The sequence below is a fragment of the Pantoea sp. BAV 3049 genome, assembly GCF_009765445.1.
In the GTDB taxonomy this organism is placed as follows: Bacteria; Pseudomonadota; Gammaproteobacteria; order Enterobacterales; family Enterobacteriaceae; genus Erwinia.
Map to the genome: position 1 here is coordinate 3,179,795 of NZ_WHOY01000031.1, position 19,257 is coordinate 3,199,051.

Below are 19,257 nucleotides of genomic sequence, written 5' to 3' on the forward strand. Positions count from 1 at the left end.
ATGATGAAACAAACTTCGCCCGACTGGGCAGCCTACGTGGCACAAATGGAACAGGTTCTGGGCGTCACGCTGGATGACCAGCGTCGCGCCGAGCTGATGGTGCAGTTCGCCCGCATCGCCGGAATGGCGGAGCCGCTGATGGCTTTCCCTCTTGACGACCGTCTGGAAGTCGCGGGGGTGTATAAAGCATGAATCTTGCCTCGTTATCCATTGCCGGGCTGAAGAGCGCGCTGATCAAAGGTGAGCTGAGCGCTCGTGAAATCGCCCAGCAGACGCTACAGGACATTGAACACTATAATCCGGCGATCAATGCCTGGACCCACCTCACCCAGGATCGCATGCTGCAGGAAGCGGATCGCATCGATCGCCTGCGCAAAGAGGGATTGCCCCTGCCAGAACTGGCCTCCATCCCCTACGCGGTGAAAAACCTGTTTGATGTTGCCGGTCATTCCACGCTGGCTGGTGCGAGTCTTTTCAGCGATCGTCAGGCAGCGCGACAGGATGGCTGGGCGGTGCGCAAGCTGGCAGAAGCCGGTGCCCTTCTCTCCGGCATGCTGAATATGGACGCCTATGCTTACGGCTTCACCACCGAAAACAGCCATTACGGTGCGACGAAAAACCCGCGTGACCTTAGCCGGATTGCCGGAGGCTCCTCGGGCGGCTCGGCTGCGGCCGTCGCGGCTGGCCTGGTACATTTCTCCCTGGGCACCGACACTAACGGTTCAATTCGCGTGCCCGCTTCGCTGTGCGGCATTTTCGGCCTGAAACCAACTTTTGGCCGTCTTTCCCGCAGCGGCAGCCATCCGTTTGTTGCCAGCCTCGATCATATCGGGCCATTTACCCGTTCGGTGGACGATCTGGCGCTGGTTTATGATGCGCTGCAGGGCCGCGATCCGCAGGACAGCTTCCAGGCTGAAAAAGCCATTCACCCCACCCACCAGCAACTGGAACACGGGATGGAAGGCCTGCGTTGCGGCGTGCTGGGCGGTTACTTTCAGACCTGGTGCAGCGAGGAAGCCCGTACCGCAGTGGCAACCGCAGCCAAAGCGCTGAATGCTCAGGATGAAGTGACGCTGCCCGAGGCCGAACTGGCCCGCACCGCGGCGTTTATTATCACCGCTTCAGAGGGTGGCAATCATTATCTGCCAGCCCTGAAGAGCGTCCCGGATCGTTTTGAGCCACTCTCCCGTGAGCGTCTGCTCGCCGGGGCGATGGTGCCGTCAGCCTGGTATGTTCAGGCCCAGCGCTTCCGTCATCATTTCCGCCAGCAGGTACTGCCGCTGTTCGAGCGGTTCGACGTGCTCATTGCCCCGGCAACGCCGGATAGTGCAACAACCATCGGTCAGGAAACCATGCGTATCAATGGCACTGATTTGCCCATTCGCGCCAGTATGGGCATGCTGACCCAGCCAATTTCATTCCTTGGCCTGCCGGTCACCACCGTGCCACTGCAGACGCCGGGCGGACTACCAATAGGCCTGCAGCTTATTGCCGCACCGTTTAAAGAAGAGGCCTGCCTGCGTGCAGCCTGGGCGCTGGAAAAAATGGGTATCGCCCGCGCGCTGCCCGCTAACCTGAGTGCATAAAAATGAAAACTGAACACATTGATCGCCCTGCAATCCTCGCCGAAGTGACCGCAGCTTTTTATCGCTATGAAGAGGCGCTAATCACCAACAACACTGCTGTACTCGACGAGCTGTTCTGGCATGACGAGCGCACCGTACGGTTGGGAGCAGGAGAGAATCTGTACGGCATCGAGGAGATTCGTGCTTATCGCGCTTCCCGTCCGGCGCAGGGTCTGGATCGTGAACTGCGCAATACGGTGATCACCACTTTCGGGGAAGATTATGCGGTATGCAGCACAGAATTCACCCGTGAGGGCAGCGACAAAATCGGTCGCCAGCAGCAGACATGGGTGAAACTGCCCTGTGGCTGGCGCATTGTTGCGGCGCAGGTCAGCCTGATGGTCTGACATCGGTTGCCTGCGAAAAGCCCCCACGCCAATGGGTTGAAATTCAGCAGATAGCGGCCAGCACTCCATCGCAGGAGCTGGCCTTTAACAGCCTTTCAAGGCGGCTTTCATCGCTGACCACTTCATTTAGCGCCTCCAGCAGTCCAATATGCGACAGGTTGCAGGACGGCACCAGCACCACGATCATCAGCGGGTTAATGCTGACCGGCACATCATCAAACTGCAACGGATGCTTCAACTTGAGCAAAGAAAGTGCACCCGTCCCGCTCTGCTTTGGCGGTTCAGCATGCAGCAGCAATACCCGGGCCGACAGATAACGATTCAGCCCTTCCCGCTCGATAGTCGCCACGATCTGCGCGACATACTCCGGACCAATCACTCCCTGTTCCAGCAATGGCCTGGCCGCAAGCTGCACGGCTGCCCGCCAGCGGGGATGACGCCCACAGTAGCTGACCCGTCCCTGCAGATACTCCGCCAGCGTCTTTTTATGCACCGGTTTATCGGCTGGATACGCAACATCATCCCCGCCCTCCAGCAGCAGGCGGAGCTGTAATTTTTCACGCGCATCCAGCATATGCTGAACGCGAATAACCGTTGCACCCGGGTACTTACCCTGTGGCAACGCAACAGTGCTGACCACCAGGCGGGTGCCATCCGGCACTCCCTGCTGCTCCAGCTGGCTGACGGAACAGTGTTCGATCGCCAGCGGCACAATGGTCAGATTACGCAGCTGATTCTCCAGCAGCGCCGTGGAAGAGAGGCCGCCCTCGGTGACCAGCAGCAGCGATTGCTCACGGGTTTCCCGTCGTTTATCGAGCCATGCGACAAAACTGATGGCAATATAACTCAGTTCATCATCGCTGAAGACCACCTGATAAGCCTGCTCAAGCCCTGCAACAGCCTGGCGACAGAGGCGGAATATCAGCGGATAGCGCTGGATAACCTCTTGCCGCAGCACATTCTCACTGTGAATATGAAACAGGCAGCGCTGCAGCGCCGGGCCAAGGTGGGCGAATAATCGCGTCACCAGTCGCGAAATATCCACAAAATACACGCCTGACAGGGACTGGAAATCGTCAATCAGACGATGAATACAGGCGATTAACCGGCGGTCTTCCTCGCCATTGCCCGGCTGGCTGTTCAGGCTTTTACTGGTGGAAAGCAGCAGGCAGAAGAACAACGTGTTGCAGGAGTGGGGCTTGCAACCCAGCGTTTCGGTCAGCCTGGCGTTAAGCAACGCCGCCGCTTCGCATTCCGGCCTGCGGCGCAGCCAGCTCACCTGTGCAGGACTGAAGATAATCAGTTTTCCCTGCTGCGTCTGCAACAAACAGAACAGCACCATATGGTGCATCAGCCGCTTATCCTTGTCGGTGAAGTCTCGCCAGAGATACTCTCCGGCAACCGCAATAGCCTTGTCGGTTGCCTGCTGTACCTGTCCGGATGAAACCCCCAACGCCTGCAACTGGCTCAGTAAAATACTGGTTATTCGCTTTTCAGCCTGCCCGTCGGCGTACTTCAGCATGTGTTGCAGTGTTTGCATCACGCACAGGTTGATTTGTAATGCATTGCCGGTGATTTGATAGCCCTTCTTCCTGCTCACCGACAGCGTCAGACCATGCTCACATTGCAGGCTTTCTTTCAGCAGTTGCAGATCGTGAAGCGTGGTATTTCGACTGACGTTATTCAGCAGAGAAACCGACTGAGTAAACTGTGGAGCGTGGCTGCAGACGAGAAAGAACAGAATATGGTCACGGCGTTCATCCGCCCGCAGCTTGTAGCCGGGACCGCCCAGCTGGGCAATCTTCTTCAGGATTGAGCCGGATTCCCCCACGCCAAACCTCAGCCCGGAGTCAGGTAGCCGGGTGAGCGGAGAAAAATCCTGCTGGCTCAGCCAGTCGTTAATTTTCCCCCAGCGATAGTAGAAATTGCGTTGCGGCAGGCCAATCCGCTGGCACAGACCGTCAACGGATAAACCGGGATCGGTTGCCACCTCTCTCAGGATGGTGATGGCAAGATGATCAAGTTGCATGCTTTCTCCCTCAACTGCCGGTGCGGGCTGGCACCGGCGGCGGTTCCATTCAGAGAAATGATGGGAATGGCAGGTCCGTTTCTGCCTCGAAAATATCAGGGAAACCACGTGGATGTTGGTAAACCCGCCGGTTTTTATCCCGTGGATAAACAAACTTCCCGCCCGGCTGCCAGATAAAAGGGACAAACTGATACTGCAGACGGTCGCGACGCATGGCGTACAGCGTCAGGATTTCATTACAGTCGGCCAGCATATTGCTCCAGATATCGTGGTGAACCGGGATCACCACTTCGGTACGCAGCGCTTCCGCCATACGCAGGATGTCAACTGCAGTCATTTTGTCGGTGATGCCGATCGGGTTTTCACCAAATGATCCCAGCGCGATGTCAATTTTGTGCTCCCGACCGTGTTGCGCATACATATTTGAGTAGTGACAATCGCCGGAGTGATAAATATTGCCGCCCGGTGTTTTCAGCAGATAGCTGACCGAACGCAGATCCATATCCGGGATGTCGCCGGAGCCGCAGTCGGCCAGCGGCTCCGGTGGATCGGTGATCAGAATGGTACGATCGCAGGACTCCAGCACCACGATCTCCATGTCTTTCACTTTAAGCACATCCCCCGGTGCCACCACCTTGCAGCGACTGACCGGTACGCCCCATTGCACCCACAAGTCCACACAGGCCTGAGGGCCGATAAAGGGCACCTCATCACCGCAGTTCTGCAGCACCGCAGCGGCAACATTAATATCGATATGATCGGCATGGTAATGCGTCGCCAGCACCGCATCAATTTCACGAATGGCAAACGGATCCAGAACAAATGGCGTGTTACGCAGGTTCGGCTGGGCGATGCGGGCACCGCTCATCCGCGCCATCTGATGGCTGGGTTTCATGGCGGGCAAATCCTTGCGGCGTTTGCCGGTACCACACCAGAAGTCGATGCAGACATTGGCGTTTCCGGGCGTTTTTACCCATAACCCGACGCAGCCCAGCCACCACATCGCCACCGATCCGGCTGCCACCTGCTCTGCCGCAATCTCATCATTCAGCCAGCTTCCCCACTCGGGAAAAGTGTTGAGGATCCACGATTCGCGGGTGATCTCTTTTATATTGCTCATGCTGATGTCCTTTTTCCTGAGACGATTTTTCGAAATGCGCTGGCGGCGTGGGCACGGTCAGCGGCGTTGAGAATGGCTCCTCCGACAATAACAATCTCCGGAGCAAGCTGCTGCTGGATCTCCCCGATGCTCTCCAGGGAGATCCCTCCCGCCAGTGCAACCGGCAATCCTGTTGCGGCGCGGACGGCAATAAGCTCCCGGAAAGCTTCCCGGGGATCGTCGCCGCAGTCGTCATTTTTATGCACACACAGTAGTGTCGCTCCAAGCGCCTTCAGCTCGACGGCACGTTGCACGGGATCGCTGGCCGATTGCAGATCGAACACCACTTGTGCCTGATTCTTCCAGGCGATAGCCAGCACTTTGCTTACGGCAGTGTCGCTGGCGACGGCCAGCATTGAGTAGTAGTCCGGGCGACAGTGTGCCATCAGCGTGGCTTCCCGCTCCGGTCCGTCAATGATCTTCATATCCAGAAACAGCGGTTTATCGGGGAAGATCGCTCTGATTTCACCGACGATCGAGATGCCGCAGAGTTTCAGTAACGAGGTGCCTACTTCAATGATATCGACCTGCGCGCCCGCCTCACGGACCACAGTTAAAGCCTGCTGCCGGTCCAGCAAATCCAGAGCCAGTTGTATTTTCATTTTTCCCTCCATGGTTTACAGCACCAGCCCGAAAGCCGTGCCAGTCAATTTAAGCAGGTATAACAGCGGTAAAAAAATCAGGGTAAAGTCGATGTTGGAGAACATCAGCCCGGAGCCAAACAGCGGCCCCATTAGCGGATAGAGCAGGATAATCCCCGCATGGGCAATCAGGCTGGTAATAAGGCCAGCAGCCAGCGCCCCCTTATAGCCACCATATTTATTGCCGAATACCCCCATGGTGCAGCCATCAAAGAACATGATTATCGGGCTGGGAAAAACGATGATGGCGCTGTTAAACAGGATGGTGGCTCCCATAACCAGTAAGGCTCCGGCCACTGAGGCGATAAAGCCCAGCATTGCTCCAGTCGGTGAATAGGGGAACAGTGCCGGGCAGTCGAGCGCCGGAACCGCATCCGGCAGCAGGCGGTCGGAAATGCCCTTAAAAGCGGGAACCACAGAGCCGATAAACATCCTCACCCCCACCAGCAGAACCACCACCCCGGCGGTAAAGGTCAGCCCCTGCATGCACAGCCAGACTATCCAGTTGGTTTTGCCACTGAGTTCGCTGATCCCCTGCTGACCCACTGACAGCCCAATACCGAGAAAGATCAGCGGCATCAGGAAAGCCAGGGAAAGGGTGTTATCGCGAAACATCGACAGGAAGCCCGGCAGCTTCAGCGCTTCGGCATCCTGCAAAGGATTACCGACCCTGCGCGCAATCCTGCTTGCCAGCCAGGCTCCCGCCTGCTGATGATGCCCGAGCGTCAGATCGTCACCAACAAATTGCTGTGCCAGCACACGGGTGATTGCCGGCGTCAGCGTCCAGTACAGGGCACAAAGCACCGCTCCCGTCACGATTAGCGGCATACCTTTAATCCCCAACACGCCAGGCAGCGACAGCACCATAAATGTGGCGAGAAAAAGTTGCATATGCACCGTGAGATAGACGTTTTTGCAGCGCCGGAACGGCACGATGAAGATAAAAAACAGGTGCAGCAGGAAGCCAAGAATAAAGGTCAGCGTCACGTCGTTAGCCAGTTGCAGCATCGCCACCCCAAAGGCCGCCTCGTTAGCGGGAAGTACTCCCTGAATATTCAGCATGCTGTTGAGCTTACCCATGATCGGGGTCAGTGAGCTGAGCAACGTCCCCGATCCCACGGTCAACACCAACAGTCCGACGATGGTTTTCACTGTTCCATCAATAACTTCTGTAGCCTTTTTTCGCTGCAGCAGCAGCCCGATTAGCGCAATCAATCCCAGAAACAGCGGGGCCTTGTCCAGTATCTGATAGATGATAAAGCCGACGAAGTCTTTCATGATGTTCTTCTCCAGAACGTTTTTATAATCCCTTTTCCTTCAGGAAATTGCCGAGGCTGCTTTCAATCTCCACTTTGCGCACAAAATTGGTCAGCACCAGTGTTTTAACCTGTAGCTCTTCTGGCATGGTGACCGCCAGCTCGCGGGTGGTGACGTAGACATCAGCGCTGATGCTGCGGATACTGCCGACATCACAGGTATCCACCTGAGCTTCGATCTGCATTTTTTTCAGCACCTGCTCAATGTTCATTTTGGCAATGACGCTGGAGCCCAGGCCCATGCCGCACACGCAGACAATTTTCATTTTTATTCTCCCGGTATTGCATGATTAATAGCGCGATACACCTGTTCTGCGTCATCGCACCGTTTTAAAAAAGGCAGGTTCTCTTCGTCATCCAGATAGCTCACTAATCTGGCCAGCAAATGGATATGGTTGTTTTTATCGGTCGCACATAGGGCAAAAACAATTTGCACCGGATCGTTCTCTTCATTCCCGAAGCAGACCGGCTGTGCCAGAGTGACCATACTGATGCCGGTCCTGATCACCGCCGGGCCAGGTCGGGAATGGGCAAAGGCGATGCCTGGGGCCACCACGATATACGGCCCCAGCGTCTCGACCGCGCTAATCATCTCTGCCGTGTAGGAAGGAAAGCTGTACTGGCTGGCGACCAGCAGTTCACCTGCAGCAGTAATCGCCTGCCGCCAGTTGCTGACTTCGATCCGCAGACGAATATTTTCCCGGTTAATAATGTCATCCATCAGGTTTCGGCTCCTGCCTTGTCATTGATGTGCCTATCCTGGACGCGAAGAGAGAAAAGTTAAAAAACAATCTTTGTCGGAGGCTAATTTAAAAAAATGGGCCAAACATGACATTACTTAGGCTATTTATTGAAGTTCATCACAATTGAGAAATTTAGTAAGGGAATGACAGTCAGATTTCGGGGTGGAAAATGGAATTTAACAGAAGAAGAAAAAACACAGAATTACGATCAACTTCAAACTTCAAACTTCAAACTTCAAACTTCAAACTTCAAACTTCAAACTTCAAACTTCATAAAAAAAATCAACACACCATCAAAATGAACCATACTTTTTTATTTCATCAATATGACGAGTAAAACTATCCATTCGATCCATCATCTTTTTTTCGATGTCACTTACATCCGGATTTTGATAGCCCGAACAGGGATAAATGCCGTACCATCGATCTTTAGCCATTAACTGTAACCAGTGATAATCCAGGCTCGATTTATCATAGGGAACACCATTTTGCTGCATAACGGCGGATTCATGAAAGTTCCGCATCAGTCTCTTGTAGTAAGGCCGGTTAACCAGGTAACTATTGGCCAGGTAAGCAAACTCAACTTTGTAAAATCCTTGTTTTATTTTTTTGATAATATAGTAACTAGCTGAAAGAAATCCCACATCCCACGGCACACCCTGCAAATTTAAAAAAAAATCGTTTATTCGCCTGCAGGATTCATCATCTTCGTTGAACATCATGTCATCTTCAAGGATCAGTACGTTCGGCCACTGATTACATTCTGCCATCGCTAAAACACCGGCATGGGACAGAGTACAACCCATGCCGCCATTTTCTCGTTCAACAGCCTCAAAGCGAACAATTTTTTCCTCTGGCACTCCGACCCTGCCGAGTTCCTTTTGCATCGCTTCATTTCTGTCAGTTCTTTTTTTTAAATTGATATAGACAACCCTGTCGATAAAACTCCAGTCAATCGCTAACATGGTTTAAATATTCCTTATCCGGCCATATTCTGCCCAGGCAAATTGAAGAAAAAAGGACAATGCAGAACCTAATTCTTTGAAAAATATCAGTTCATCCCTTTATCCTGAACGACCAAAAGGCTGCCGTCAGTCTGGATAGTTGATTTAAAAGGTAGCTTCTTTTTACAAGGGTCAGAAATAGCCGAATAAGCGATATTCAATTTTCCGGTAACCGATTCGGTGGAGGATATACTTCCCACACCAGGCCCAAAGAGCGCGGTAGTAGCGGGAAGAGAGGCACAGTTCTCCACACTGAGAAAATGTTCAATAAACCCGATACTTTTCCCTGAAAGTAAGCCCCATGCTGCCGGTGTTTTCCAGGAACCTATCCGACGCGCTTCATTACTGGCAGTATTAACGGCGTACCCTTCCCAAATATTTCCGGATGAGGAGGAACTGGCCAGGGTGGCGATAAATTTGTATTCAACATCATATTCAAAGGGCATAAAGGCAGCACAGCTTGAGCCACTTTTCATATCCGCTTCTGAAGTACATTTATCATCCTGCTTGACGACATTGGGACCAAAGACAGAAAAGATAACTTTAGCCTGATTGTCGCCCCAGGGTTGAATCCCCATATAGTAAGCGCCATTACCGGTCCCACCATGAGTAAAAAAGACATATTGTGAGTAATAAAACCCTTTCTCTTTTTTCCCTGATAAAACCTTAATAGGATAAACCAACGTTTTATATCCTTCGGCATTATCAGGCATTGATCCAGTAAAGTTAATAATTTGGCCAGCCCATGAACCTTGTGAAGCAAGAGTTATTGTACTGCAGGAAGTCGAAATAGTAACAATAAAAAACAATCCGGTTAACAAACGAATTAATCCCATCAGTAATATCCTTATAAAAATAGTGTGCAAATCCAAAACAATCTTATTTTACCATAGCGATTAAAACATATGCACATACAACCTGACTGTTCAATCCTGGAAATAACCGGAAAATAATTTTTACTGAAAAAGGCTATTTGTTTAAGAAAAAAAATAGCCTTCAGGAAATTATCAGACTGCAGGTGCAGGATGCGTTTTAATCCAGTGTTCGGCAATCTGCTGGCGGGTGCAAATCCACACGTCATCATGCTGCTGGATATAGTCAAGGAAGCGTTGCAGCGCTTTGAAACGTCCCGGCCGGCCCAGCAGGCGGCAATGCATTCCTATCGACATCATTTTCGGCGAGGCTTCGCCCTCTTCGTACAGTACATCGAAACTGTCTTTCAGATAGGTATAGAACTGCTCAGCCGTGTTGAATCCCTGCGGCGTAGCAAAACGCATGTCGTTAGTTTCCAGCGTGTATGGGATGATCAGGTGAGGTTTCACCGTACCATCCTGGCAGGTCACCAGCGACCAGAATGGCAGGTCGTCTCCGTAGTAGTCGCTGTCATAGGTAAACCCACCCTGCTCGACCACCAGCCGGCGGGTGTTCGGGCTGTCGCGACCTGTGTACCAGCCGGTCGGTGCTTTGCCAAACAGATCGCTCAGCGTGTCCACCGCCTGCTGCATATGCTGGCGCTCGGTTTTCGCATCCATCGCCTGATAATGGATCCAACGCCAGCCATGACTGACCACATCATAGTCAGCAGCTTTAATCGCCGCAACAATTTCAGGATGACGGGCCAGTGCCATTGCCACGCCAAAGACGGTCAGCGGCAGGCCGCGCTTCTGAAACTCGTTATGAATGCGCCAGAAACCGGCGCGTGAACCATATTCGTAAAGCGAATCCATCGACATATGGCGCTCGGGATAGCTGGCTGCGCCAATAATATCCGATAAAAACTGTTCAGAACCGGCATCACCATGCAGCACGTTGTTTTCCGCACCTTCTTCATAGTTCAGCACGAACTGCACGGCAATTTTTGCTTTCCCTGGCCATGCAGCATCCGGGGGATTCCCGGCGTAACCTATCAGGTCACGCGGGTAGCTTTTGTTGAAGCTGTACTCTTTTTTCTCTACGGCATCATTCATGGTCAAAGTCCTGTTGTCGGGCCGACTTAACTCCCTCAGTTTAGGCGCTCAAACTGACCCGACAGCATTTTTCGAATAGGGTAATTCAGATCGCCATGTTTACTGGTTGAAAAACCCAGTGCCACCAGCGATTCCACCATTTTTACTGCAGCACCCACGCCATCTATTACCGGGATGCCCAGTTCCAGAGTCAGCTCACGGGCAAGCGTGGCCATTCCACCACAGCCGAGCACAATGGCCCCGCTGCCATCATGATGCTTTGCTTGTATACAACCTTCACGCACTTTCTCCTGTGCCAGCCCGCTGCCATCTTCCAGTGCCAGCACCGGCAGATCGATTGCGTGCAGTGCGGCGCAGTGATGTTCCAGGCCATACTGCTGTAGCAAATGCCGTGCAATAATCACCGTTCTTGGCAACGTCGTGACGATGGAGAAGCGTGTCGCCACCATGGTCGCCATATGCATCGCGGCTTCCGCAATGCCGACAACCGGCCCCTGCGCAAGTTCACGAGCGGCGAGCAGCCCCGGATCGCCAAAACAGGCGATGACATGCCCGCAAACCCCCTGTTCGCGCCCGGCTTTAACCTGTTCAAGTACCCCAATAGCAGCAATCGCCTCGTCAAAGTGCCCTTCAATGGAAGGCACGCCCTGCGAAGGACAAACGGCCAGGATTTCGGTTGCAGGCCCTGCCACGGCGCGGGCGGCTTCACCAATGGTTCGCGTCATCGCCACACTGGTGTTGGGATTGATTACCTGCACTATCTGCTTAGCCGTCATGGCTGCACTCCCGTTTTTACTGCAAATCCTGCGAACAATCTGGCGAAATCCGGCAGCGTTTCGCCACCGCGTTCAAAGTGCAGACTGGCCACAATATGCGCAAAATGTTGCCGCATTGCTTCAGCCAGCGGCTCCGGCTCTTTTTTTCTGATCAAATCGATCAGGCGGTCATGGTCATCACAGCGGCATCCCTGCTGCCACGGCGCGCCGTAAGCGGCAATCACCAGAGAAGAACGCTGAGCAAGGCGCGTAACCATTTCCGTCAGTACCTGATTGCCGGAGATAGCCTGGAGCTGTATATGAAAAGCGGCAGAAAGGCGGATCGCAGCCGGGCCATCATGATCTTCATGAGCCTGTTGTTCCTGGCGGCTGAGCTTCTCCAGGGCCACCAGATGGGTGGACTGACAGCGCGCCAGTACCTCTGGCAGATTGGCGCATTCAATCAACGCCCGCGTGCGAAAGATGTCCCGCGCTTCCTCCACTGAAGGCGTAGCCACCTGTGCACCACGTTTGGGCGCAAGAACAATTAATTGCACTGCGGCGAGGCGTTGCAGCACTTTGCGAATGCCGGTACGGCTGACACCAAAAACCTCAGAAAGCGCTTCTTCCGGCAGTTTGCTGCCCGGTGGCAGCTGATGTTCCACTATCGCCGTCATCAGCGCCTGATAGATAGGTTCGTCCTTGTCGGTCAGGTCAGAGGCCGTTCTCAGGCCGGTTTCACTCTTCATTCCCTACTCCGGTAAACAACAGATCCGTAAGAAATCGTACACATGTTTCTTTACTTTTGTATACATTAAATAACGTTTTGGCCTGGATCCTGCAATACGTCATCAACCCAGTTTGTGTTTAGGTGAATTCAGAGGAGCAGGTTTCATGCCAAATAGTCAGAAAGTCTCTCCGGCGTCGGCTGCAGCCAATGCCAACTACAGCCCGCGGCTGTGCAATGAAGATCTGGCACCAACCCGTGACCAGACCTGGAGCTGGTACAACATCTTTTCGTTCTGGATGTCTGATGTACACAGTATGGGCGGCTATGTGGTGGCCGCCAGCTTCTTTACGCTGGGACTCGCCAGCTGGCAGGTGCTGCTGTGCCTGCTGGTCGGGATCTGTATCGTGCAGATTTGCGCTAACCTGGTAGCCAAACCCAGCCAGATGGCTGGGGTACCCTATGCCGTGATTTGCCGCCAGGCTTTTGGCGTGTTCGGTGCCAATATCCCGGCGGTGATCCGCGGCCTGATTGCTTTCGCCTGGTACGGTATCCAGACTTACCTGGCCGCCAACGCACTGATGCTGGTATCGCTTAAGTTCTGGCCGTCGCTGGCTTCGATGACCCAGGCTTCCTGGCTGGGCCTGTCGCAGCTGGGTTGGATCTGCTTTGGCATTATGTGGTTTGCTCAGGCGATGGTGTTCTGGCACGGAATGAGCGCCATCAAACGCTTTATTGATGTGGCTGGTCCGGCGGTCTACGTAGTGATGCTGGCGCTGGCAGGATGGATTGTGTACAAGACCGGCTTCGACGGTATTTCACTGACGCTGGCCAGCAAGCAGCTGAGCGGCGGTCAGCAGGTGTGGGAGATGATTACCGCCACGGCACTGGTTGTCTCTTACTTCTCCGGCCCGCTGCTGAACTTCGGCGATTTCTCCCGCTACGGTAAGAGCATGGGTGAAATCCGTCGCGGTAACCGCTGGGGGCTGCCGTTTAACTTCCTGCTGTTTTCCATCGTTACCGTGGTGATCGTTTCCGGCACGCAGTCACTGTTTGGCAAGATGATCACCGACCCGATCGAAACTGTCAGCCGTGTGGGCAGCGATCTGGCCGTGGCAATTGGCCTGCTGACGATGATTACCGCCACTATCGGTATTAACATCGTGGCGAACTTCGTTTCTCCGGCCTTTGACTTCTCCAACTGCTCACCACAGAAAATCAGCTTCCGTACCGGTGGGATGATTGCCGCAGTGGGTTCAGTGCTGCTGACACCCTGGAACCTGTTCCAGTCACCAGAGCTGATTCACTACACGCTGGACGTACTGGGTGCCTTTATTGGTCCTCTGTTCGGTATCCTGCTGTGTGACTTCTACCTGATTAAACGCAGCCAGATCTCTGTGGATGACCTGTTTGATGACACACCAAAAGGGAAATACTGGTATCGCGGCGGCTTCAACCCGAAAGCCATTGCGGCGCTGGTACCCTCGGTGCTGATTGGCCTGGTGATCAGCTTTATTCCGTCACTGCATGAGATGGCTAACTTCAGCTGGTTTATCGGTGCGGGACTGTCGGCAGGTTGCTATCGCTGGATTGCTCGGGAAGATCGTGTTCCCAGCACGCAGAGTTACAGCGGCAAGGTTGCTGTGCAAAAGCGCTGATCCGGGCAAACAACTCCTGACATGAAGCGCGGAGAATACAACCGGAAATAAAGCGTCCCGCACCATGGACGGTGCGGGTCGGGCTGCTATGGACGGCGCTTTTGCATCTTTATAAGCAGCCGTGTTCCCCGCGCAGGCACTGTGTTATACCTTTATGAGCGTCCTGCATCCCTGCGCAGGTACTTGTTTTATGCCTTTATGAACACCTCACAGCATATGCTCGGTACGCGCAATAATGTCATCCTGCGCATCCGGCGATAACGCAGTGAAGAAAGCGGAATATCCGGCCACCCTCACCACCAAATCCCGATGCTCTTCCGGACGCTCCTTCGCGGCTAACAGTGTCTCCCGCGACACAATATTGTATTGAATGTGCCAGCCCTTATGCTCTTCGAAGAAGGTGCGCAGCAGCAGCATCAGCTTCCGACGGTCACCGTCATTATCCAGCGTGGCGGGATTCAGCTTCTGATTCAGCAACACGCCGCCCAGAATCGACCCGACAGGCAGCTTCGCCACTGATCCAATCACCGCCGTTGGCCCCAGATGATCGGTGCCGGAAGAGGGACTGGCTCCTTCCGCCAGCGGCGTTTTCGCTTTACGGCCATCCGGCGTTGCCATGGTCTGCGCACCAAACGGCACGTTAGCCGAAATTGAGGAGGTTCCGGCATAATAGTTCCCGCCAATCGGCCCCCGGCCATAACGCGGATTATGATAATTCTTCAGCTCATCAATATAAGTTTCATAAGCCCGTGCCAGCAGCATATCCACCTGGTCGTCATCATTACCGTACTTCGGTGCGCCGTTAATCAGCCGCTGACGAAGCTGCTCATTAGTCAGCCCGTCGAAATCACTCGCCAGTGCCTCCGCCAGCGCTTTCTGCCCTATCGCGCCCTGTTCAAAGACCAGTTTTTTCACCGCGGCCAGACTGTTCCCCAGATTGGCAATGCCCACCTGCAGACCGGAAACCCAGTCATATTTCGCGCCGCCCTGCTTCACGCTCTTCGCCCGTTCAATACAGTCATCCACCAACGCCGAGCAGAGAATATCGTGGGCGTTCTCTTCCAGAATCGTGTCCACCACGTACTCAATTTCAATCGATTTCCGCGCGTAATAACGGATCTGCCGATCCCATGCCGCCATTACCTGATCGAAGTGTTCAAAATTACCGGCTGACAGCGCCTCTGGTTGTGGCAGAAACACCTGACCACTGGTCGCGTCGCGTCCCCCTTCCAGCGAGGCCAGCAGCACCCGCGCGAAGTTGATAAAACTCATCCCGGTGCAGCGATAGCCCCACTTGCCTCCCACTGCAGTTTCGATACAACCAATTGCGGCATACTGATAAGCGTCTTCCGGCTCCACACCCAGCTTGATAAATTCCGGGATAACAATCTCGTCATTATTAAAGGCAGGCATGCCGAAGCCACAACGGATCACCTGCACGCAGGCATCCAGGAAGTCATCGCCGATCCCGGCATGATAACGCACGCTCAGGTTGGGCTGGGTTGAGCGAAGGCGGCCACAGGACTCCAGAATCACATAAGAGAGCGGATTCACGGCATCCACCGCTTTACCATTCAGCAGATTTTGTCCGCCGATGGTGACATTCTGGTACAGCGGGCTGCCTGCCGAGGCTTTGGAGTGCGAGCCGGAGCGAATTTTGTTCACTTCCAGCAGTTTCAGCCAGCAGCTGTGCAGCAGCTCAATAGCCTGTTCACGCCCCAGGTTTTGCCCCAGCTCCACATCACGGCGATACCACGGATAAAGATATTGATCCATCCGCCCGAAGGAGACCGAGTGACCGTTGGATTCGATCTGCAACAGCAACTGCATGAAGTAGCACAGTTGCAGCGCCTGCCAGAACGTTTGGGGCGGCTCGCTGGCGATAACATCGCAATTTTCTGCTATTGCATTCAGCTCAGCCTGCCGTTCAGGGCGGCTCTCTTGCACCGCCATTTCCCTCGCCAGTGCCGCGAAACGATGGATATGATCGCTGACTGCCCGCAGGGTGATCTCAATCGCCTTCAGGAACTGTTCGCCATGCAGATCTTCCAGCACGGTCAGATTGATGCGGGAACGGCGCTCTGCCACCTTTTCCTGCATCCCCGCCAGCCCTTTTTCCAGCAGCAGCGGAAAATTGATCGCCAGATGAGCATCCCCGGAAGTCATGTTGCCTTCCGCTTTAATGATCCCCGTTGCCAGCAGCGCCTTCTGCTCATCGGTGAACATACCGTAGCAGCGATCCTGCACGGTCTGACCCCGCCACCACGGGCAGATCTCATGCAGGATCCTTTTATTCTCTTCGCTGACCGAGAACCCCGCACCGGGACGATCCGCCAGATCGTCGATCTCTTTCTCAATCCACGACACGGTGTATTCAGGGAAGATCGGCGCTGCACGCACTTCGCTGGCCTGATTGCCGACGATCAGCTCATCGTGCCTGATCCAGATGGTGCGGTTTGCCAGATGATAAGCCAGCGCCAGCGCCCGCCGCACAGGCAGCGGCTTATCCATATTTTCCTGATAAATTTTAGTGTAATGACGCGCTCGTTCGGTACAAACTGGTGGCTTATCAATGCGGATCAGCGCCTGTTTGTGTGCCTGAGTTCTGGCGCTTAAGGTATCGAGCTTCAATTGGGTCATCATCTTATCCTCTTAAGGTCGCAGCCAGACCTTTATGCCCGGCATATGACTGCGCGAACTGCAGGATTTCAGGGCAGTCGAGCGGCAAATCCGGTGCCAGGTAAGGTCGGTTGAGTAACGCATATTTGTTCCTTCCCAACGTGTGATAGGGCAGGAAGTGAATTTCTTTGACGTGCAGCTCATCTGCGGCAAAATCGACAATGCTCTTCACCGACTCCTGGTCGGCATTAAAGCCCTGGATAAGCGGCACGCGAATAATCATTTCTTTGCCAGTGGCCGCCACTTTTCGCAGATTTTCCATCACTCTTTTTGCCGAGCCATCAGTCCAGAGCCTGAACTTCTGTTCATCGATGTGTTTCAGATCGGCCAGAAAGAGATCGATCCACGGCAGAGAGGGCTGAATATAATGCCAGGGGACATGAAGGCAGCTTTCCACCGCAGTGTGAATGCCTTCCTTATGGCTGTTGCGCAACAGATCCCTTGCCAGCTGCGGCTGCATAAAAGGTTCGCCACCGGAGAGCGTCATCCCACCTGCACTGCGCCAATAGAAAGGCTTATCGCGTCTGACTACGGTCAGGATCTCCTCTGCCGTTTTCTCCTCACCGCATACTGTCAGCGCCTGAGCGGGACAACAGTTCGCCAGCGCGATCAGATGCTCAGCCCCGATCCTCTGCCGGGCAATCTGCAATTCACCCGCCGGTTTTCTCACCACGTCCGGCGCAGCCTGCTGGCAGAGATCGCAGCCCTGCAGACAGAGACGATTATCGAACAGCAGCTCCCGATGCCGGGAACAACTTTCCGGGTTCTGGCACCACCTACAACTCAGCGAGCATCCTTTTAAAAACACCACGGTACGGATGCCTGGCCCGTCATGGGTGGAATAACGCTGGATATTGAAGATCATTGACCGGCCTCCGCAAATTACGTACGAAGATTGAATGACTTTCGAAAGAAAGAGATATTGATTACGGACAATAAAAGTGATGCTGAGGCGGCTATACTGTCATCAATTTGCTACTCATCACATTTCGGGAAACATACGATGGAGCTCTTTCTGGATACCTCTGATGTCACCGCAGTTAAACGCCTGGCGCGGATTTTTCCGCTGGCCGGGGTCACGACCAATCCCAGCATTGTTGCTGCCGGTAAAAAACCGCTGGATGTGCTGCTCCCCGAGCTGCAGGAAGCGCTGGGTGGCCAGGGGCGGCTGTTTGCTCAGGTCCTTGCGTCAAAAGCTGAGCTGATGGTGGAGGAAGCAATAAAACTCCGTGCCATGATCGACAATCTTGTGGTGAAGGTGCCGGTAACGGCAGAAGGCCTGGCGGCTATCAAGCTACTGAAACAGGAAGGGATCCCAACACTGGGCACCGCAGTTTATGGTGCAACGCAGGGGCTGATATCAGCGCTGGCGGGTGCAGACTACGTTGCCCCATATGTTAACCGCGTGGATGCTCAGGGCGGCGACGGTATTCAGACCGTGAAAGATTTACAGCAGCTTCTGAGCCTGCATGCGCCCGGCGCAAAAGTGCTCGCCGCCAGTTTCAAGACGCCTCGCCAGGTGATGGCCTGTCTGCTGGCCGGTTGCCAGTCAGTTACCTTGCCGCTGGATGTCGCAGAGCAGATCATCCACACTCCCGCGGTCACCGCTGCGGTGGAAAAATTTGAGCAGGAGTGGTTAAAAACCTTCGGCGTACCGGGCTTCTGAACAGATGATCAATTCCAGACAGTTGCAAATTGTTCAGCTGGTTAATGACCGCGGCACGGTCAGCGTCAGCGAGCTGGCCCAGCTTACCCAGGTTTCGGAGGTGACGGTTCGTCAGGATCTGACCACGCTGGAGCGCAACAGCTATATAAAGAGAGCGCACGGCTTCGCCCATTCTGTTGGCCTGGATGATGTCGGCACCAGAATGCAGACCCATTTCACGCTGAAAAAGGCGCTGGCAGGCTATGCCGCTTCGCTGGTCAGCGAGGGAGAAACGGTCTTTATTGAAGGGGGAAGCACCAATGCCCTGCTGGCCCGGGCGCTCGCCGATAATGAAACGCTGACCATCGTCACGGTCAGCCACTTTATTGCCGGGCTGCTGAAGGAAGCTCGCTGTGAGGTGATTATTCTCGGTGGCCTGTATCAGAAAGGCAGTGAATCAGTAGTCGGCCCGCTGACCCGGGCTTGCGTGCAACAGATCCATTTTCAGAAAGCATTTATTGGCGTGGATGGCTGGCATGCGGATACCGGGTTTACTGGCAAGAATATGCTGCGCTGCGACACCATCAATGCGGTGATGGACAAAGGTATTGAAACGATTGCCCTGACCGATTCCTCCAAATTTGGGCGAATCCACCCCTACCCACTGGCGCTGAATCATCAGTTTCAGCATGTTGTCACTGATACGGGAATCGAGGCTGAGCACCGCAACTGCCTGGAAGAGCAGGCAGTGAAAGTGCATCTGGTCAATGATGCTTCACTGAAAAGGGCGTGAATGAAAAGACTGGAGGGGCCAACGCCAGGCTGGCAGGCCCTGAAACGAAAAAAACCTGACTCATTGCTGAATCAGGCTTTCTGAATGCTTGGCGGAACGGACGGGGCTCGAACCCGCGACCCCCTGCGTGACAGGCAGGTATTCTAACCAACTGAACTACCGCTCCACC

Annotated in this window: 19 protein-coding genes and 1 tRNA gene; 6 read left to right on the top strand and 14 right to left on the bottom strand. The window is 54.1% G+C overall.

Features of this window, described 5'->3' with window-relative positions; translation table 11 throughout:
• Positions 1–3 precede the first annotated feature (3 nt).
• The 3 genes from hpxX to hpxZ are packed head-to-tail and all read left to right on the top strand — an operon-like array spanning position 4 to position 1,972.
• Complete coding sequence (hpxX, locus tag GSQ70_RS15890; RefSeq protein ID WP_158785337.1) at positions 4–192, top strand: oxalurate catabolism protein HpxX; 189 nt, start codon at positions 4–6, stop codon at positions 190–192.
• The gene (locus GSQ70_RS15895) at positions 189–1,586 is read left to right on the top strand and encodes an AtzE family amidohydrolase (protein WP_158783444.1); all 1,398 of its coding nucleotides are present in this window, start codon (positions 189–191) and stop codon (positions 1,584–1,586) included. The genes hpxX and GSQ70_RS15895 overlap by 4 nt, the downstream gene beginning before the upstream one ends.
• Before the next feature lie 2 nt (positions 1,587–1,588).
• Complete coding sequence (gene hpxZ, locus GSQ70_RS15900) at positions 1,589–1,972, top strand: oxalurate catabolism protein HpxZ (protein WP_158783445.1); 384 nt, start codon at positions 1,589–1,591, stop codon at positions 1,970–1,972.
• A gap of 43 nt (positions 1,973–2,015) precedes the next feature.
• Here the strand turns inward: hpxZ and GSQ70_RS15905 are convergent, their stop codons facing one another.
• The 11 genes from GSQ70_RS15905 to GSQ70_RS15955 all read right to left on the bottom strand — a co-directional run bounded on the left by GSQ70_RS15905 (position 2,016) and on the right by GSQ70_RS15955 (position 12,335).
• Positions 2,016–4,001, bottom strand: coding sequence for a PRD domain-containing protein (locus GSQ70_RS15905; RefSeq protein WP_158783446.1), 1,986 nt, complete (start codon positions 3,999–4,001; stop codon positions 2,016–2,018).
• Positions 4,002–4,050: 49 nt separating this feature from the next.
• Entirely contained in the window at positions 4,051–5,121 is a 1,071-nt protein-coding gene (gene ulaG, locus GSQ70_RS15910; protein WP_158783447.1) for an L-ascorbate 6-phosphate lactonase, read from the bottom strand.
• A complete protein-coding gene (locus tag GSQ70_RS15915; protein ID WP_158783448.1) occupies positions 5,118–5,762 on the bottom strand; it encodes an orotidine 5'-phosphate decarboxylase / HUMPS family protein in 645 nt (214 codons plus the stop codon). The genes ulaG and GSQ70_RS15915 overlap by 4 nt, the downstream gene beginning before the upstream one ends.
• Positions 5,763–5,777: 15 nt before the next feature.
• Positions 5,778–7,079 (bottom strand): PTS ascorbate transporter subunit IIC, encoded by a 1,302-nt coding sequence (locus GSQ70_RS15920; protein WP_158783449.1) that lies wholly within the window; start codon positions 7,077–7,079, stop codon positions 5,778–5,780.
• A 22-nt stretch (positions 7,080–7,101) separates the two neighbouring features.
• A complete protein-coding gene (locus tag GSQ70_RS15925; RefSeq protein WP_158783450.1) occupies positions 7,102–7,383 on the bottom strand; it encodes a PTS sugar transporter subunit IIB in 282 nt (93 codons plus the stop codon).
• A gap of 2 nt (positions 7,384–7,385) precedes the next feature.
• A complete protein-coding gene (locus tag GSQ70_RS15930) occupies positions 7,386–7,838 on the bottom strand; it encodes a PTS sugar transporter subunit IIA (RefSeq protein WP_158783451.1) in 453 nt (150 codons plus the stop codon).
• Between the two features lie 315 nt (positions 7,839–8,153).
• Positions 8,154–8,825, bottom strand: coding sequence for a glycosyl hydrolase family 25 (locus GSQ70_RS15935; RefSeq protein ID WP_158783452.1), 672 nt, complete (start codon positions 8,823–8,825; stop codon positions 8,154–8,156).
• An 86-nt stretch (positions 8,826–8,911) separates the two neighbouring features.
• On the bottom strand, positions 8,912–9,700 hold the full coding sequence (locus GSQ70_RS15940) for a hypothetical protein (protein ID WP_158783453.1): 789 nt from the start codon (positions 9,698–9,700) through the stop codon (positions 8,912–8,914).
• Between the two features lie 171 nt (positions 9,701–9,871).
• Positions 9,872–10,831 (bottom strand): allantoinase PuuE, encoded by a 960-nt coding sequence (gene puuE / locus GSQ70_RS15945; protein WP_158783454.1) that lies wholly within the window; start codon positions 10,829–10,831, stop codon positions 9,872–9,874.
• Between the two features lie 35 nt (positions 10,832–10,866).
• Positions 10,867–11,607, bottom strand: a complete 741-nt coding sequence (gene hpxA, locus GSQ70_RS15950; RefSeq protein ID WP_158783455.1) for an allantoin racemase — start codon at positions 11,605–11,607, stop codon at positions 10,867–10,869.
• Positions 11,604–12,335, bottom strand: coding sequence for a GntR family transcriptional regulator (locus tag GSQ70_RS15955; protein WP_158783456.1), 732 nt, complete (start codon positions 12,333–12,335; stop codon positions 11,604–11,606). Before GSQ70_RS15955 ends, hpxA begins: the two co-directional genes overlap by 4 nt.
• A 145-nt stretch (positions 12,336–12,480) precedes the next feature.
• Between GSQ70_RS15955 and GSQ70_RS15960 the strand changes: the two genes are divergently transcribed.
• A complete protein-coding gene (locus GSQ70_RS15960; protein ID WP_158783457.1) occupies positions 12,481–13,971 on the top strand; it encodes an NCS1 family nucleobase:cation symporter-1 in 1,491 nt (496 codons plus the stop codon).
• Positions 13,972–14,178: 207 nt separating this feature from the next.
• Here GSQ70_RS15960 and GSQ70_RS15965 read toward each other — a convergent pair whose 3' ends face one another.
• Entirely contained in the window at positions 14,179–16,611 is a 2,433-nt protein-coding gene (locus GSQ70_RS15965; protein WP_158785338.1) for a formate C-acetyltransferase/glycerol dehydratase family glycyl radical enzyme, read from the bottom strand.
• Between the two features lie 4 nt (positions 16,612–16,615).
• A complete protein-coding gene (locus tag GSQ70_RS15970; protein WP_158783458.1) occupies positions 16,616–17,515 on the bottom strand; it encodes a glycyl-radical enzyme activating protein in 900 nt (299 codons plus the stop codon).
• 138 nt (positions 17,516–17,653) lie between these two features.
• Here GSQ70_RS15970 and fsa point away from each other — a divergent pair, with 138 nt between their 5' ends.
• Together fsa and GSQ70_RS15980 are read left to right on the top strand one after the other, a co-directional pair.
• Positions 17,654–18,316 carry a fructose-6-phosphate aldolase gene (gene fsa / locus GSQ70_RS15975; RefSeq protein ID WP_158783459.1) on the top strand — a complete coding sequence of 221 codons (663 nt, stop codon included), beginning with the start codon at positions 17,654–17,656 and terminating at the stop codon, positions 18,314–18,316.
• Positions 18,317–18,323: 7 nt separating this feature from the next.
• A complete protein-coding gene (locus GSQ70_RS15980; protein ID WP_158785339.1) occupies positions 18,324–19,088 on the top strand; it encodes a DNA-binding transcriptional regulator YciT in 765 nt (254 codons plus the stop codon).
• Between the two features lie 89 nt (positions 19,089–19,177).
• Here the strand turns inward: GSQ70_RS15980 and GSQ70_RS15985 are convergent.
• A tRNA-Asp gene (locus GSQ70_RS15985) sits at positions 19,178–19,254 on the bottom strand.
• Positions 19,255–19,257: the final 3 nt, after the last annotated feature.

Bases quoted from the DNA above. Each gene is read 5' to 3' on its own strand.
- GSQ70_RS15940 (WP_158783453.1), bottom strand. From the start codon at position 9,700: ATGGGATTAATTCGTTTGTTAACCGGATTGTTTTTTATTGTTACTATT.
- hpxX (WP_158785337.1), top strand. From the start codon at position 4: ATGAAACAAACTTCGCCCGACTGGGCAGCCTACGTGGCACAAATGGAA.
- GSQ70_RS15895 (WP_158783444.1), top strand. From the start codon at position 189: ATGAATCTTGCCTCGTTATCCATTGCCGGGCTGAAGAGCGCGCTGATC.
- GSQ70_RS15920 (WP_158783449.1), bottom strand. From the start codon at position 7,079: ATGAAAGACTTCGTCGGCTTTATCATCTATCAGATACTGGACAAGGCC.
- fsa (WP_158783459.1), top strand. From the start codon at position 17,654: ATGGAGCTCTTTCTGGATACCTCTGATGTCACCGCAGTTAAACGCCTG.
- GSQ70_RS15925 (WP_158783450.1), bottom strand. From the start codon at position 7,383: ATGAAAATTGTCTGCGTGTGCGGCATGGGCCTGGGCTCCAGCGTCATT.
- GSQ70_RS15970 (WP_158783458.1), bottom strand. From the start codon at position 17,515: ATGATCTTCAATATCCAGCGTTATTCCACCCATGACGGGCCAGGCATC.
- GSQ70_RS15905 (WP_158783446.1), bottom strand. From the start codon at position 4,001: ATGCAACTTGATCATCTTGCCATCACCATCCTGAGAGAGGTGGCAACC.
- hpxZ (WP_158783445.1), top strand. From the start codon at position 1,589: ATGAAAACTGAACACATTGATCGCCCTGCAATCCTCGCCGAAGTGACC.
- GSQ70_RS15960 (WP_158783457.1), top strand. From the start codon at position 12,481: ATGCCAAATAGTCAGAAAGTCTCTCCGGCGTCGGCTGCAGCCAATGCC.
- GSQ70_RS15915 (WP_158783448.1), bottom strand. From the start codon at position 5,762: ATGAAAATACAACTGGCTCTGGATTTGCTGGACCGGCAGCAGGCTTTA.
- hpxA (WP_158783455.1), bottom strand. From the start codon at position 11,607: ATGACGGCTAAGCAGATAGTGCAGGTAATCAATCCCAACACCAGTGTG.
- ulaG (WP_158783447.1), bottom strand. From the start codon at position 5,121: ATGAGCAATATAAAAGAGATCACCCGCGAATCGTGGATCCTCAACACT.
- GSQ70_RS15935 (WP_158783452.1), bottom strand. From the start codon at position 8,825: ATGTTAGCGATTGACTGGAGTTTTATCGACAGGGTTGTCTATATCAAT.
- GSQ70_RS15955 (WP_158783456.1), bottom strand. From the start codon at position 12,335: ATGAAGAGTGAAACCGGCCTGAGAACGGCCTCTGACCTGACCGACAAG.
- puuE (WP_158783454.1), bottom strand. From the start codon at position 10,831: ATGAATGATGCCGTAGAGAAAAAAGAGTACAGCTTCAACAAAAGCTAC.
- GSQ70_RS15930 (WP_158783451.1), bottom strand. From the start codon at position 7,838: ATGGATGACATTATTAACCGGGAAAATATTCGTCTGCGGATCGAAGTC.
- GSQ70_RS15965 (WP_158785338.1), bottom strand. From the start codon at position 16,611: ATGACCCAATTGAAGCTCGATACCTTAAGCGCCAGAACTCAGGCACAC.